This is a genomic window from Rhizobium tropici CIAT 899, from assembly GCF_000330885.1.
Classification (GTDB): domain Bacteria; phylum Pseudomonadota; class Alphaproteobacteria; order Rhizobiales; family Rhizobiaceae; genus Rhizobium; species Rhizobium tropici.
In genome coordinates, this window is record NC_020059.1 from 692,334 (window position 1) to 705,138 (window position 12,805).

Here is a 12,805-nt window from a genome sequence, read left to right on the forward strand (position 1 = left end):
GCCACCTACTCTCAGTCGTATGAAGGATAACGAGGATTCCAGATGAGGAATTTCGGCAGCAGAGAGACCGCGTTTGCGGAAGTGAGTGCAGAGGCAGCTGGCCTCAGCGCCGCTTTTGGTCGCCGTCTCAATGTGCGCGGATTCTCTGGAGGAGCCGTCCGTCCGTTGCCAACGACAATCTGGTCTATTTCGCCGGCCTCGCTCCGACAGGCTATTCCGACATTTCCAGCGTCTTCGGCCGATCTGCCGCGCTAACGAATAGGGTATCGAGTCAGTCATGTCGCTTACAACAGCTCTCAACAACGCGCAGGCAATATTCAATAATACCGGCACGCAGAGCAGCGTGGTGTCGAACAACATCGCCAACGCCAACAATACGAATTACTCGCGGCGCCAGGCAATGTTGACCACCGACATGGCCGGCGCACAGGTGGTGCAGATCTCGCGCAGCAGCGAACCTGCACTGCAGAAGGCCTATCTCAGCTCGGCGTCGTCGGATTCGGCGCAGCAACTGCTCCTGAACGCCTACAGCAATCTTCAGTCGGCAACGATTGGCGGCAACGATAATGAAGTTGCGCCGGCGACTTATCTGTCGGCATTTCAGGATGCGATGCAGAATTACGCCGGATCGCCGTCCAATGCCACGGCGGCACAATCCGCGATCAATGCAGCCCAGAGCCTGACCACGTCTCTCAACAATGCCACGACGGCAGTACAGGGCGCGCGCGCCGACGCCGACAAGCAGATCAAGTCCGACGTCGATACGCTGAATAGCCTGCTGAAGCAGTTCCAGACGGCCAACGAGGCGGTAAAATCGGCAACGACCACCGCTGGCCCGACATCGAGCGCCCTTGCCGACGCGATGGATCAGCGCGATTCGATCCTGAACCAGATTTCGAAGATCGTTGGCGTGACGACGGTGACGCGCGGCAACAACGACATGGCGCTCTATACCAGCAGCGGAACGACCCTGTTCGAGACCATTCCGCGCACGGTGACGTTCAAGTCGACGGATACGTACACTGCGGCCACTCCGGTCCCCGGCAACAGCGTCTATATCGACGGCGTCGCTCTGACCCCGGGCCAGAGTGCGAATACGACGGCGCAGGGCACTCTGCAGGCGGCGCTTCAGATCCGCGATGATGTCGCGCCGACCTACCAGAAGCAGCTCGACGAGATCGCCAGAGGGTTGGTTACGGTCTTTGCGGAAACGAACAGCAATCCTTCCAAGCCTACATTGCCGGGTCTGTTTACCTGGAGTGGCGGCACTGTTCCTGCCAGTGGGACCGCGGTCACCGGCTTGGCCGGCTCGATCACCGTTAATTCGAAATTAATCACATCCCAAGGTGGCGACCCCACGTTGCTGCGGGATGGTGGTATCAATAATACCGCGACTGAGACCGGTTATACGAAGAATACCAGCGGCGGCAGCGGCTACTCCACGCAGCTCGATGCCTTCATTACGGCAATGAATGCGAAGATGGCGTTCGATCCTACCGCGGGCTCCAGCACCAATGCCAGCCTGATGGATTATTCAGCCAGCTCCATTGGCTGGCTGGAAGGCCAGCGCAGCACGGCGACGACCGCGGCGGAAAATACGTCCGCCGCCCTTTCGCGCTCCTCGGGCGCCTATTCGAATGCGACCGGCGTCAGCCTCGACGAAGAGCTGACACTGATGATGGATATTGAGCAGTCCTACAAGGCTGGAACAAAGATACTGAACACCGTCAACCAGATGCTTCAAGCTGTACTGGACCTTGCGAGCTAAGCCATGAAACTCTCTTTCATTTCGAGCACAGCCATTCAGAACGCCATGCGGCAGACCGTCCGCCAGGCGCAAAATGAGATGACGAGCGCCTCTACGGAGGCGACCACTGGCGTTTACGCCGATATCGGTGTTTCGCTCGGCGGCAGCACGTCGCTCAATGTGAACCTGACGCGGGAAGTGTCCCGTATCGACTCGATCCTCAGCAGCAATTCCATTGCCAACCAGAGGATGACAACCTCGCAGACTGCCCTGACCAGCATGGGCACGCAGGCGCAGAAGCTGATGGATCAACTGGTGGCGCTGAGCGGTAACACCGACGGCAGCAGCGTCGCCCTGGCGCAGCAGGCGGCGTCATCGACCCTGTCGAACGTCATCGCTTCCGCCAATACCATGGTCAATGGCGAGTATCTGTTTGCCGGGACGAATACCGACGTCCAGCCGATGACGGATAAATCCGCTACAACGAACGCGGCTATTCAATCGGCACTGACGACCTACATGGCCGGCCAATCGCCGGCGGTAACGGTAGCGACCATATCTGCGGCCCAGATAACCGATTTCATCAAGACCAAGGTCGAGCCGATGTTCACATCCGACCCCAGCTGGTCGAGCTGGTCGAGTGCGTCCGATCAGAATATGACCAGTCGTATCAGCAATTCGGAAGTCATAGAAAGCTCGACGAATGCGAATTCGTCCGGCATCCGGTATCTGGCGCTGGCGACCAGCGTGACCAACGCGCTCATGGGCACGCCTCCCGGCCTCAATCAGAGCGCCGTGAACGCCGTCACGCAGCAGGCCATCAGCTATACGCGTCAGTCGGTTGACGGGCTGAACAGCCAGGCAAGCCAGCTCGGCCTGTCGCAGTCGCGCCTTTCGGATGCGAATACGACGCTCAACGCCCAGAAGACCATTCTCACCACGAGCATTGGTGACCTGACCGGGGTCGACCCCTATGAGGCGTCGACGAAGGTCAACAGTCTCCAGACGCAACTCCAAACGGCTTACACTATTGTTTCCAAGATCCAGCAGTTAAGTCTCGTAAATTACCTTTGATGATCAAAGGGATGTAATGACCAGGAAGGATGCATGAATGTATCAGTTCTCATATGCGGAAGTCATGCAGGACGCTGTGGCCGACGCCAAGGAACGAGAACGGCAAGTTCTGGACCGGTCGATAGCTCTTCTCTCCGCGGCCCGCGATGCGGAAAAATACGGTCGTGAAGCGATCGAGGCTCTCTTCTATACGCGTCGTGTATGGGTGAGCTTCGTCGACGACCTTAAAAGCCCGGAGAATCAGCTCAATGTCGAACTGCGTGCCAACCTTATCTCGATCGCAATCTGGATTTTGAAGGAATGCGAGCGAATTCGGCTGCGCCAGTCGGAAAATTATCAAGGCATCATAGATGTCACCACCATCATCAGGGATGGACTTAAATGAAAAGTACGCTTCGCATATCGCTCAAAGCCGGGGAAAAGATCTTTATCAACGGGGCCGTTCTGCGTGTCGATCGCAAGGTTGCCCTGGAATTCCTGAATGATGTGACGTTCCTGCTCGAAAACCACGTGCTTCAGCCCGAGGAGGCGACAACGCCTCTGCGCCAGCTCTATTTCATCGCGCAGATGATCCTTATCAATCCCGAGGGCAAGGAGCAGTCGACGACGATGTTCCGCAAATCGATCGTCATGCTGCTGTCGTGCTTCCACAACGAGGAAGTGCTGGCCGAACTCAAGCGCATCGACGGGCTTGTCTCCACCGGCCGCGCCTTTGACGCGCTGAAGGCGATCCGCAGCCTGTACGCGATCGAGGATCAGATTCTGAACAGCCAGGAAATGCCGGCGGCAACGATCGAGCACATCCGCCGGGAGATCGCTCCATGGCAGCGGTAGACGGCGTCGGCAGCAGCACCAGCACCAATTCTTCGAACACTGCCGGCAATGCTGCCGCCGCATCCTCAAAGGCTACTTTGAACTACAACGATTTCCTGCAGCTCCTCATCGCGCAGATGAAGAACCAGGATCCGACCAGTCCGATGGATGCCAGCCAGCAGATTTCCCAGCTGGCGAGCTTCTCCCAGGTGGAGCAGCAGATCCAGACGAACTCGCATCTGGAAACCGTGCTGCAGAACCAGTGGATCTCGCAGGCCTCGGATTACATCGGCAAGCAGATCATGAGCGCCGACGGCAAGACTACCGGCACGATCAAGCAGGTAAGCGTCTATACGGACGGTATCATTGCCGAAACCAATGCCGGCGACAAGATTCTGATCCAGGCCGGCGTGACGATCGCCCCGGCGGGCACGACCATTGATACCTCGCCCACGTCGAGCGATAGTAGCAACAGTGATTCGTCATCGAATACGGATCAGACCAGCGGCACATGACGTGCCGCTGAACCGGGAGTGGACAGGTTATGAATGAAGCCGATGCATTGGATATTTTCCAGGCGGCAATCTGGACAGTGCTTGTTGCTTCCGGTCCGGCTGTCATCGCCGCCATGGTCGTCGGTCTGGTCATCGCGCTGATTCAGGCGCTCACGCAGGTGCAGGAGGCGACCTTGACCTTCGTGCCGAAGATCGTCGCCGTCATGGTCACGATCGGCATCTCGGCGCCATTCGTCGGTGCACAGATTTCGATCTTCACCAATCTCGTCTTCTCCCGCATTCAATCGGGTTTCTGAAATAGATCCGAAGACGCCTCCGGCGTCCGGATCGCGCTTGTCGACGGCATCGGCCATGCTCGCGCAAGCTTCGGCCTTTAGAGGTCGGTTCCAATAGGGCAGGCGGTTCAGCCGTTTGCCTCCTCTCATGAAGAGACGGAACCGGTCGATGGCACAACCACCCGCAATAGCACTCCCCAAAGCCAATCCCAGCGTCCGCGATATCGGGTTTGCCCTCGGTATCATGGTCATCCTGTGCGTGCTGTTCCTACCGATTCCGCCATTTCTGATCGACCTTGGATTGGCTTTCTCGATCGCCTTTTCCGTGCTGATCCTCATGGTGGCGCTCTGGATCAAGAAGCCGCTGGAATTCTCGTCCTTTCCGACGATCTTGCTGATCGCCACGATGACGCGCCTTGCGCTGAACATCGCCACGACCCGCGTCATCCTTTCGCACGGTTATGAAGGACACGATGCCGCCGGCGGCGTCATCGCCGGTTTTTCCAGCCTTGTCATGTCGGGCGATTTCGTCATCGGCCTGATCGTCTTCCTGATCCTCATCACCATCAACTTCATCGTCATCACCAAGGGTGCGACGCGTATCGCCGAAGTCGGCGCGCGCTTTACCCTGGATGCCATACCCGGCAAGCAGATGGCGATCGATGCCGACCTTTCGGCCGGCCTCATCGACGAGAAGGAAGCGCAGCGTCGCCGCCGCGAACTGGAAGAGGAAAGCTCCTTCTTCGGCGCGATGGACGGTGCATCCAAGTTCGTACGCGGTGACGCGGTTGCCGGTCTTCTGATTACCTGCATTAACGTCTTCGGCGGCATCATCATCGGCTATTTCCGTCATGGCATGCCGATCGGCCAGGCTGCGGACGTTTTCGTGAAGCTTTCCGTCGGCGATGGTCTGGTGTCGCAGATGCCGGCCCTCATCGTCTCGCTCGCTGCCGGCCTTCTCGTTTCGCGCGGCGGTACGTCCGGCTCGACCGACCAGGCCGTCGTCAATCAGCTGAGCGGCTATCCCCGTGCGCTCGCCGTCTCGGCCGTCCTCATGGGCATCCTGGCCATCATGCCCGGCATGCCCTTCCTTCCCTTCGTTTTCCTCGGCGGTCTGATGGCCGCCGGCGCCTGGTTCATTCCGCGCCAGATCGAAGCTGAGAACAAGCTTCGCCGCGACGCTGAAGAGCAGAAGGTGATGCAGACGAAGGAAATGGAAAAGGATTCGGTCAAATCGGTGCTGAAGACCGCAGAGATCGAGCTGGCGCTCGGCAAGATCGTCTCCACCCGCCTGCTCGGCGCCCATCAGGAACTGGCTTTCCGCGTCGGCAAGATGCGTAAGAAGTTCGCGACGCAATACGGCTTCGTCGTGCCGGAGATCAAGGTGATCGACGACATGGCGATCGCCGACAAGTCTTATCAGATCCGCATCCATGGCACGACGATCGCCTCCAACATGCTGCGCGTCGGCGAAGTGCTCGTCGTCACCGGCTCCGGCCGCAAGCCGACCGTCCCGGGCGATGAGATCCGCGAACCCGCTTTCGGCATGCCAGCCTTCTCTGTCCTTGAAACCTTCACCGAGGATCTGAAGCGCGAGGGCTTCCAGCCGATCGACAATGTCTCCGTCGTGCTCACCCATATGAGCGAAGTCATCCGCAATAACCTGCCGGCGCTGCTGTCCTATAAGGACGTGAAGGTCCTGATCGACCGCCTCGATCCGGAATACAAGAAGCTCGCCGACGAAATCTGCTCGTCGCATATGTCCTATTCCGGCCTGCAGGCGGTGTTGAAGCTGCTGCTTGCTGAGCGTGTCTCGATCCGCAACCTGCATCTCATCCTCGAAGCCGTTGCGGAACTGGCGCCGCATGTGCGCAAGACCGAGCAGATCGTCGAGCATGTGCGTGTCCGCATGGCGCAGCAGCTCTGCGGCGATCTGGCCGATAACGGCGTGCTGCGCGTCCTGCGCCTTGGCAGCAAATGGGACCTCATCTTCCATCAGGCGCTGAAGCGCGACCAGAAGGGCGAAGTGGTCGAGTTCGATATCGATCCGCGCAGCCTGGAAGAGTTCAGCGAGCAGGCGGGCAAAGTTATCCGTGAATACATGGACCGCGGCATGCCCTTCGTTCTTGTCACGTCGCCGGAAACGCGCTCCTATGTGCGTATGATCATCGAACGCCTGTTCGCGACGCTTCCGGTCCTGTCGCATGTGGAATTGGCCAAGGGGATCGAGATCAAGATTCTAGGTTCGATTTCATGATATCAGATCCCCAGGGGACCATTCTGGCGCTGTTCGTCGCCTTCTGTCGCATCGGCGGCTGCATGATGGTCCTCCCGGGATTTTCCTCTGGCCGCGTTCCCCCACAGATCAGGCTGTTGCTTTCCGCGGCCCTGACGATGGCGATCCTGCCGTTGCTCTGGAACACGATCTATCCTGAGGTGTCGAAGGGCGATGCGACCTATATCGGCCTCATCTTCACCGAAACCGTCATCGGATTGATGTATGGGATGATGGCTCGCATCTACACGCTGGGCCTGCAGTTTACCGGCACGGTCATATCGATGCTGATCGGCTTCAATGCGCCCGGCGGTGCCGACCTCGTCGAGGAATCGAGTGAGACATCGCTCACCAGCCTCATTAGTTTTTGCGGGCTGATGATCCTCTTCATTCTGGACTTTCACCATTATGTTTTGCAGGCGTTGGTCGATTCCTATTCGGTCATTCCCTTCGGCGGACATATCGAGCCGCGCGCGGCACTGATCTCCATCACCGACACGCTGGCGACGACCTTCTTCATCATGCTGCGGCTGGCAAGCCCTTTCCTGCTTTACGGCCTGATGTTTCAGATTTCGATCGGTTTCATCAACAAGCTGGCGCCGCAGATCCCGATCTATTTCATTTCCACGCCCTATCTGCTGATGGGAGGGCTGTTCATGCTCTATGTCAGTATTGCGGCGTTGGTCAGTCAGTTTTCCAATGCGTTCCTGACTGTCTTCAACGGGCATTAGCCGTAATGACACAAGGCGAACACCGATTCGAGTGCAACCGGAACAAGGCGACCGGCGGGTAGGTAGCGATGGCTGAGAAAAACCGGTCCGAAAAACTGAAGCGCCTCGTCGCGGTGCAGCGCCATCTGGAACGGATGGCGGAAAGCGAGCTGGCCGATACCACCCGACAGCGGTCGGAAGTCACCGAATCGATGAAGCGGGTCATGGTCGCCATCGGCTCCGTTGATCCCGTTCACATGGCATTCTCGATCCATTACGCCGAGCGTTATGGCCGCCTGATGATCCGGGACCAGCAGCTGGAAAGCATCCAGACGCTCATTCAGATGAAGGTCCAGCAGGAGCGCACCAAGGGCGACAGGCTGGAAGAGCACATGAAGGATGCCCGCGAGCAGGAAACGCGGGAGGCGGACGACAATGCCGTCTACGACATCATCGATCAGCGCTTCGCCGGCGCAACGCCAGCCTCCAGCAAGGTTCAAAAACCATAATCATCGCGATCATGGAACAGGATTCGCAGCGTTGGGTTGCCGATCCGTTCTGACCGTTTGATTCGACATGCCCTGACACGAGCGCTGAGCCGCTCGTTTTCAGTGCATGCGAGAGCAGAAGGAGACGTGACATGGCTATTTCGCCTCCGAGTGATTTGGTCCTTGATGTCGTCAAGGCCGCCAATCCCGCCGATGTCGAGGCCGCGCAGGCCAAGCTTGCCGCCAACCGCGCCGCTTTTGCCGCCACCAGCCTTGCCGAAAACGGCAACGGCTTCGGTGCGACGGTGGATGCGATGAACAGCGCCGCCACCCAGGCGGGCCTCGCCAATGCCAATACCCATGTGGCCGGGAGCAAGGTCCCGCAGGCCTATCGCAAGTTCGAGTCCATGGTGCTGCAGAACTTCGTGAAGAACATGTTGCCGAGCAGCGAAACGCTCTACGGCAAAGGTTCTGCCGGCGAGATCTGGAAGGGCATGATGGCCGAGCAGCTGGGCGATACGATCTCCAAGAATGGAGGTGTGGGCATCGCCGAAAAAATGTACAAGGAACAGGTCGACAAGATGCGCAATACCGGCGCTATCCATGCGGCGACCGACGAGAACGACAAGAAAATGGCGCTCAGCGCGATTACCGATTTTCAGCGCAAGACGCTGGCCGCTGCCAGTGCCGATAACGACGGCAACACCAGCATCACCAACCAGAATTCGTTGACGTCCCAGAAAGCATGAGCGAGGTAACAAACATGGAAATGATGTCGCAGGACTATCGGATCAAGTCTGTCCTTGGCCGGCTGGAGATGATTATCGACAATGAGAATAACCGGATCGGCAGCGATCCGGAATTCGATCTCAAGGTATCGAACGCACACAAGAGCCGCTGCCTCTACGAATTGTCCATGCTGTTTCGCGATACCGATCCGGCCGATCTCGCCGCCGCCCACATCGAACAGCTGCATGATCTGAAGAAGAAGCTGGTTCTGAATGCCCGTCGGGTCGAGGCGCATCTCGAGGCTGTGCGTGCCGTCGCCGACATCTTGAAGAATGCCGTGCAGAATGCCGATGGGGACGGCACTTACTCCCAAGAACAATTCCGCGTCCGTGAGGCCGGATGATCAAGCTCGTTTTCACCGGCCTGTGGGTCTGCGCCGTAACATTGGCCTCGGTCTATTTTTCGGTGCAGGTTGCGACGGCGCCCGCGATCAGCCCTGACGATGCCAAGAAGGCGCAGCAGGAGCTCGTCAAGGGCGAATCGATCAACGTTCCCGTTATCGCCAACGGCCAGGTGACCGGCTATTTCCTGACGCGCATCTCCTTCATGATGGAGAAGGGCAAGGCGAATGCTCTGCAGATCCCCCTGCCTGAGTTGACGACGGACGAACTCTTTTCGCTGCTGATCGGCAACAAGACGATCGACATCTCGCATGCGCAGAATTTCGACGTTGCCGGCTTCCGCGCCGATCTGAAAAAGCGGATGAACGAGCGACTTGGTGGCGACTACGTCACCGATGTGCTGATCGAGCAGCTCGACTATCTTTCCAAAGAAGAAACCCACGGCGGGGAAACCGTGGGCAAGAGGACGGTCAAGCCCGTCAAGATCGTGCAGGATGCGGCAAAGGACAAAGTGCCGGTCGAGTGAGATCTCTGGACGGCAAGGCGGTAAACGTAAGTAATTTCTTACATACTGTCGGTATGCCTAACAAACTCCTGATAGCTTCTGACAAATCCAACCTTCCTTCCTAACGGAAAGTTGGATTTGTCTTGCTATAAACTGCTACGAGCCATGCCTCCCAGTCGCCGCACCGATGAACGGTGATGGGCATGCGCTCTATGCGTACTGGCATCATGCGCGTCAGCGATGCCGGGCAGGAGGGTGTTGGATTGAACCAGGTAGCCGATTTTGCCGTCGCCGCGTCACGCCGCATGATCTTCGATCTGCCGGTATGCGATCTCGACTGGGATGACGCGCTGACCTTCGTCAACGAACTCGCTTCCCTGCCGGTCGGACAGACGTCGATCTCCTTCGTCAATGCGCACAACATGCTTATCATGCTGCGCGATGAAACTTACCGTAGTGTTCTCGAGCGCAATCTGGTGCTTCCCGACGGCGTTGGCCTCGACATCGCCTCACGCGTTGCTCATGGCGAACGTTTCCCCGCCAATCTGAACGGCACCGATTTCGTCCCCGCGCTGCTGACATTCATGGAGCGGCCAAAACGGATCGGCCTCTTGGGCGGCAAGCGCTCCGTTGTCGAAAAAGCTGCCGAGAGATTTCGCCGGCATGCTCCCTGGCACCAGTTCGTCGTCGTATCGGACGGCTTCTTCGATCCGGCCCGGAGCAGCGCAGTGACGGCGGAAATCAGCCGCCAGAAGATCGATGTGCTGATCGTCGGCATGGGCACGCCCTTGCAGGAAAAATGGGTCGCCGAGCATGTCGGCCCGCAGCACGCCCGTCTTGTCCTGACCGTTGGCGCCCTGTTCGATTTCATTTCGGAGACTGTGCCGCGGGCGCCAGGCCTTGTGCGCGCGATGCGCAGCGAGTGGCTGTTTCGTCTCGTGCTGGAGCCGGGCAGGCTCTGGCGGCGCTATATGCTGGGCATACCGCTGTTCTTCTATCAGGTTGTCAGGCATCAGTTTGGCCGCAAGGAACGCGTCCTTCGCGCGGAGCCGCATCCATTGCCGCAGCGGCACATTGCGCCGCCGGACAAATTGGCAAGTTAGAGCATTTCCAGGAAAATTGCGTAGCGGTTTTCTGCCCGGAATGCGCAAGGAAACAAGAGCCTAAAGCGTTTTCGCGATTCGAAGAAAAACGGAAATGCTTTGGTATTTGCGGGCTTGGCGTTAACTCTTTCTTTGGTATGAAAGTTTAGAGTGGGTTAACCATTTGCATTGGTCTTAGACCATGTGCGCGAGATAGCCCGCCATGTTTGAAAGCAAAGCCAGGACCGGATTTTATCCCCACGACGCGCAAACCTCTGAAGTTTCGCAGCGCGCTGGAACACGCGCCTCTCCTTATGGTCAAGACGATGATTTGGGTAATGCGGCCGGTCTGCGCGCTGCCAACACCGACGATCCGCGTGATGCGGAACTGCGCGCCATCCTGCGCAGACGGTTGAATGGCGATCCCTATCCGGTGTCGGGCCATAGAAGATCGCAGGAGCGCGAGCCAGCGGCGCAGGCCGAAAATATCTCGGACGTCTACTATGCGGAACGCCGCCGGTTGCCGGAACGGGTATCGGAACCGGCGCCCGATTTACTGGAATTCGTTCCCGATCTGCTTGAGAGCATGCCGGAGCTTCCGCCGCAAACCGGATCCGCTCCCGTTGCCGTTGAACACATGTCGCCGACTGGGCGCTGGTCTCTCAGCCTCCGTGCGCTCTGTTTCGTTGCCGCAACCGCGCTGATGGGGGCGGTCGTTCCCATCCTGCTTGCGCCTCCGCCGCGTTATGTCTCGCAGGCAGTGCTCCATGCGGAAGGCGACGGCCGCGCGCGTCAGGTCCTGCTGGATGTTGCGGCAAAGCGTGTTGTCGCTCCTTCCGTATTGTCCGACGTCGTTGCCAGGATGAAGCTTGACCGCGATCCGGAATTTACCGGCAGCCGGGCGGGTGCCCTCGGCGTTGCCGTCGAGTTGCTTTCCGGCAGCGGCAACGCGTCCGATGCGCCCTCGCGCGCGCAGGCCACGCTGCGCAAGGACGTTGCCGTCGAGATCGATAGTCAGACGGGTCTGCTGCGCCTGATCGTTACCTCGGGCGATCCCGCCAGATCGGCCGATATTGCCAATCGGCTGGTTATCGCAACCCTCTATGATCCGGGTGTTGCGAAGGCGGCCGGTACGTCGCTTGGGGTTGAAACGGCGGTTGATCGCAGCCGCAAGGAACTCGATCGCGCCTCTGCCGCCCTTGCCGAATTCAAGGCGCGCTATGGCGAAGACAGGATTGCCGCGGCCGAGACGCTCCGGCGGCAGCGTCAGCAGCTGGATGTGCAGATAAAGGCAGCCGATCTGGCGGTACGAACCGCCAAGGCCCGTCTCGTAGCTGTCAAATCGGCCACGCCGGCATCGGTGCTGAGCGGCGCATTGTCTGGCGATCTTTCGTCGCCAGGTCTTGATGACCTGCGCAGCCGCTACAACGCCGCAAAGTCACAACTGACACAGCTTTCTGTGCAGCTTGGCCCGCGCCATCCCCGCCTGCTGGCGCAACAGGCAACGGTCGATGATCTCGCGGCCAATATGCGTAGTCAGTTGCAGCGGCTCGCCGTCAGCAGCGAGGCGGACGTGAAAGCGGCTCTGGAAAAGCAAGCCGCTCTCTCGGCGCAAATGACGGCTTCCAGTCAGACGGGGAGTGATATCGATCTCGGTCGCCTCGGGCAGCTGCAGGATGCCGTGACGACAGCGCAGACCCGCTACGAGGCCGATCAGCAGAATGCCGGCATGACGATTTCCGAAGTCAGGCCGCCGCTGACGGTATTGTCCCAGGCCGTCGCGGCCGCCGCCCCGTTGGATAACCGGCTCGTGAGCAATCAGGCTGTCGGTTTCCTCATAGGTCTTGGTCTGGCACTCTGCGCCGTATTCCTGCGCAAATGGCTGGCTGGTGCTGCGCCGACAGAAGATCAGGCAGCTGATGAAAGCACCGTGCCGGAGGCCTACGCTTTTCGCCATGAGGATGATCTGGAGCCTCAGTTATTGCCGGCGATCGCACCTGAACCACCGGCTGCTCTCGTCCATGATGCGGATCGGCTCGATATTGCGGACGAGTGGGGCCTCATCCGGCAAGAGCTTGCATCGCTGCGTGCCAAGGTCGAAACCTACGCTGTACGCAGACATCCGGACCGCGCCTGATCGTCTCACCGTTTTCCCTTGCAATTACCGCTTTCAGACACCATAGGGCGTTTG

14 protein-coding genes are annotated in these 12,805 nt (G+C 58.8%); all 14 read left to right on the forward strand.

All coding sequences use genetic code 11. The features are described from left to right. Positions 1–277: 277 nt before the first annotated feature. The 14 genes from flgK (at position 278) to RTCIAT899_RS03445 (ending at position 12,751) form a co-directional block, all read left to right on the forward strand. A complete protein-coding gene (gene flgK, locus RTCIAT899_RS03380) occupies positions 278–1,768 on the forward strand; it encodes a flagellar hook-associated protein FlgK (protein WP_015338821.1) in 1,491 nt (496 codons plus the stop codon). 3 nt (positions 1,769–1,771) lie between these two features. Next, complete coding sequence (locus tag RTCIAT899_RS03385) at positions 1,772–2,821, forward strand: flagellar hook-associated family protein (protein ID WP_015338822.1); 1,050 nt, start codon at positions 1,772–1,774, stop codon at positions 2,819–2,821. A 37-nt stretch (positions 2,822–2,858) separates the two neighbouring features. Then, a complete protein-coding gene (gene flaF, locus RTCIAT899_RS03390) occupies positions 2,859–3,206 on the forward strand; it encodes a flagellar biosynthesis regulator FlaF (RefSeq protein WP_015338823.1) in 348 nt (115 codons plus the stop codon). Continuing rightward, positions 3,203–3,655, forward strand: coding sequence for a flagellar biosynthesis repressor FlbT (gene flbT / locus RTCIAT899_RS03395; protein WP_015338824.1), 453 nt, complete (start codon positions 3,203–3,205; stop codon positions 3,653–3,655). Before flaF ends, flbT begins: the two co-directional genes overlap by 4 nt. Further along, positions 3,643–4,149, forward strand: a complete 507-nt coding sequence (gene flgD, locus RTCIAT899_RS03400) for a flagellar hook assembly protein FlgD (RefSeq protein WP_015338825.1) — start codon at positions 3,643–3,645, stop codon at positions 4,147–4,149. Before flbT ends, flgD begins: the two co-directional genes overlap by 13 nt. Positions 4,150–4,178: 29 nt before the next feature. Then, complete coding sequence (gene fliQ, locus RTCIAT899_RS03405) at positions 4,179–4,445, forward strand: flagellar biosynthesis protein FliQ (protein WP_015338826.1); 267 nt, start codon at positions 4,179–4,181, stop codon at positions 4,443–4,445. Positions 4,446–4,593: 148 nt separating this feature from the next. After that, positions 4,594–6,681 carry a flagellar biosynthesis protein FlhA gene (gene flhA / locus RTCIAT899_RS03410; RefSeq protein ID WP_015338827.1) on the forward strand — a complete coding sequence of 696 codons (2,088 nt, stop codon included), beginning with the start codon at positions 4,594–4,596 and terminating at the stop codon, positions 6,679–6,681. After that, a complete protein-coding gene (fliR, locus tag RTCIAT899_RS03415; protein ID WP_015338828.1) occupies positions 6,678–7,430 on the forward strand; it encodes a flagellar biosynthetic protein FliR in 753 nt (250 codons plus the stop codon). Before flhA ends, fliR begins: the two co-directional genes overlap by 4 nt. Before the next feature lie 68 nt (positions 7,431–7,498). Beyond that, positions 7,499–7,918, forward strand: coding sequence for a hypothetical protein (locus RTCIAT899_RS03420; protein WP_015338829.1), 420 nt, complete (start codon positions 7,499–7,501; stop codon positions 7,916–7,918). A 131-nt stretch (positions 7,919–8,049) separates the two neighbouring features. Further along, complete coding sequence (locus RTCIAT899_RS03425; protein WP_015338830.1) at positions 8,050–8,646, forward strand: rod-binding protein; 597 nt, start codon at positions 8,050–8,052, stop codon at positions 8,644–8,646. A gap of 14 nt (positions 8,647–8,660) precedes the next feature. Continuing rightward, a complete protein-coding gene (locus RTCIAT899_RS03430) occupies positions 8,661–9,029 on the forward strand; it encodes a hypothetical protein (protein WP_015338831.1) in 369 nt (122 codons plus the stop codon). Continuing rightward, the gene (locus tag RTCIAT899_RS03435; RefSeq protein WP_015338832.1) at positions 9,026–9,553 is read left to right on the forward strand and encodes a hypothetical protein; all 528 of its coding nucleotides are present in this window, start codon (positions 9,026–9,028) and stop codon (positions 9,551–9,553) included. The genes RTCIAT899_RS03430 and RTCIAT899_RS03435 overlap by 4 nt, the downstream gene beginning before the upstream one ends. A gap of 242 nt (positions 9,554–9,795) precedes the next feature. Next, positions 9,796–10,635, forward strand: a complete 840-nt coding sequence (locus tag RTCIAT899_RS03440; protein ID WP_041677803.1) for a WecB/TagA/CpsF family glycosyltransferase — start codon at positions 9,796–9,798, stop codon at positions 10,633–10,635. Positions 10,636–10,837: 202 nt separating this feature from the next. Then, the gene (locus RTCIAT899_RS03445) at positions 10,838–12,751 is read left to right on the forward strand and encodes a GumC family protein (protein WP_015338834.1); all 1,914 of its coding nucleotides are present in this window, start codon (positions 10,838–10,840) and stop codon (positions 12,749–12,751) included. The last annotated feature ends 54 nt before the right edge of the window (positions 12,752–12,805 follow it).

Coding starts and splice junctions, on each gene's coding strand:
- flbT (WP_015338824.1), top strand. CDS start 3,203: ATGAAAAGTACGCTTCGCATATCGCTCAAAGCCGGGGAAAAGATCTTT.
- RTCIAT899_RS03385 (WP_015338822.1), top strand. CDS start 1,772: ATGAAACTCTCTTTCATTTCGAGCACAGCCATTCAGAACGCCATGCGG.
- flgK (WP_015338821.1), top strand. CDS start 278: ATGTCGCTTACAACAGCTCTCAACAACGCGCAGGCAATATTCAATAAT.
- fliQ (WP_015338826.1), top strand. CDS start 4,179: ATGAATGAAGCCGATGCATTGGATATTTTCCAGGCGGCAATCTGGACA.
- RTCIAT899_RS03435 (WP_015338832.1), top strand. CDS start 9,026: ATGATCAAGCTCGTTTTCACCGGCCTGTGGGTCTGCGCCGTAACATTG.
- flhA (WP_015338827.1), top strand. CDS start 4,594: ATGGCACAACCACCCGCAATAGCACTCCCCAAAGCCAATCCCAGCGTC.
- RTCIAT899_RS03420 (WP_015338829.1), top strand. CDS start 7,499: ATGGCTGAGAAAAACCGGTCCGAAAAACTGAAGCGCCTCGTCGCGGTG.
- fliR (WP_015338828.1), top strand. CDS start 6,678: ATGATATCAGATCCCCAGGGGACCATTCTGGCGCTGTTCGTCGCCTTC.
- flaF (WP_015338823.1), top strand. CDS start 2,859: ATGTATCAGTTCTCATATGCGGAAGTCATGCAGGACGCTGTGGCCGAC.
- RTCIAT899_RS03425 (WP_015338830.1), top strand. CDS start 8,050: ATGGCTATTTCGCCTCCGAGTGATTTGGTCCTTGATGTCGTCAAGGCC.
- RTCIAT899_RS03445 (WP_015338834.1), top strand. CDS start 10,838: ATGTTTGAAAGCAAAGCCAGGACCGGATTTTATCCCCACGACGCGCAA.
- RTCIAT899_RS03430 (WP_015338831.1), top strand. CDS start 8,661: ATGGAAATGATGTCGCAGGACTATCGGATCAAGTCTGTCCTTGGCCGG.
- flgD (WP_015338825.1), top strand. CDS start 3,643: ATGGCAGCGGTAGACGGCGTCGGCAGCAGCACCAGCACCAATTCTTCG.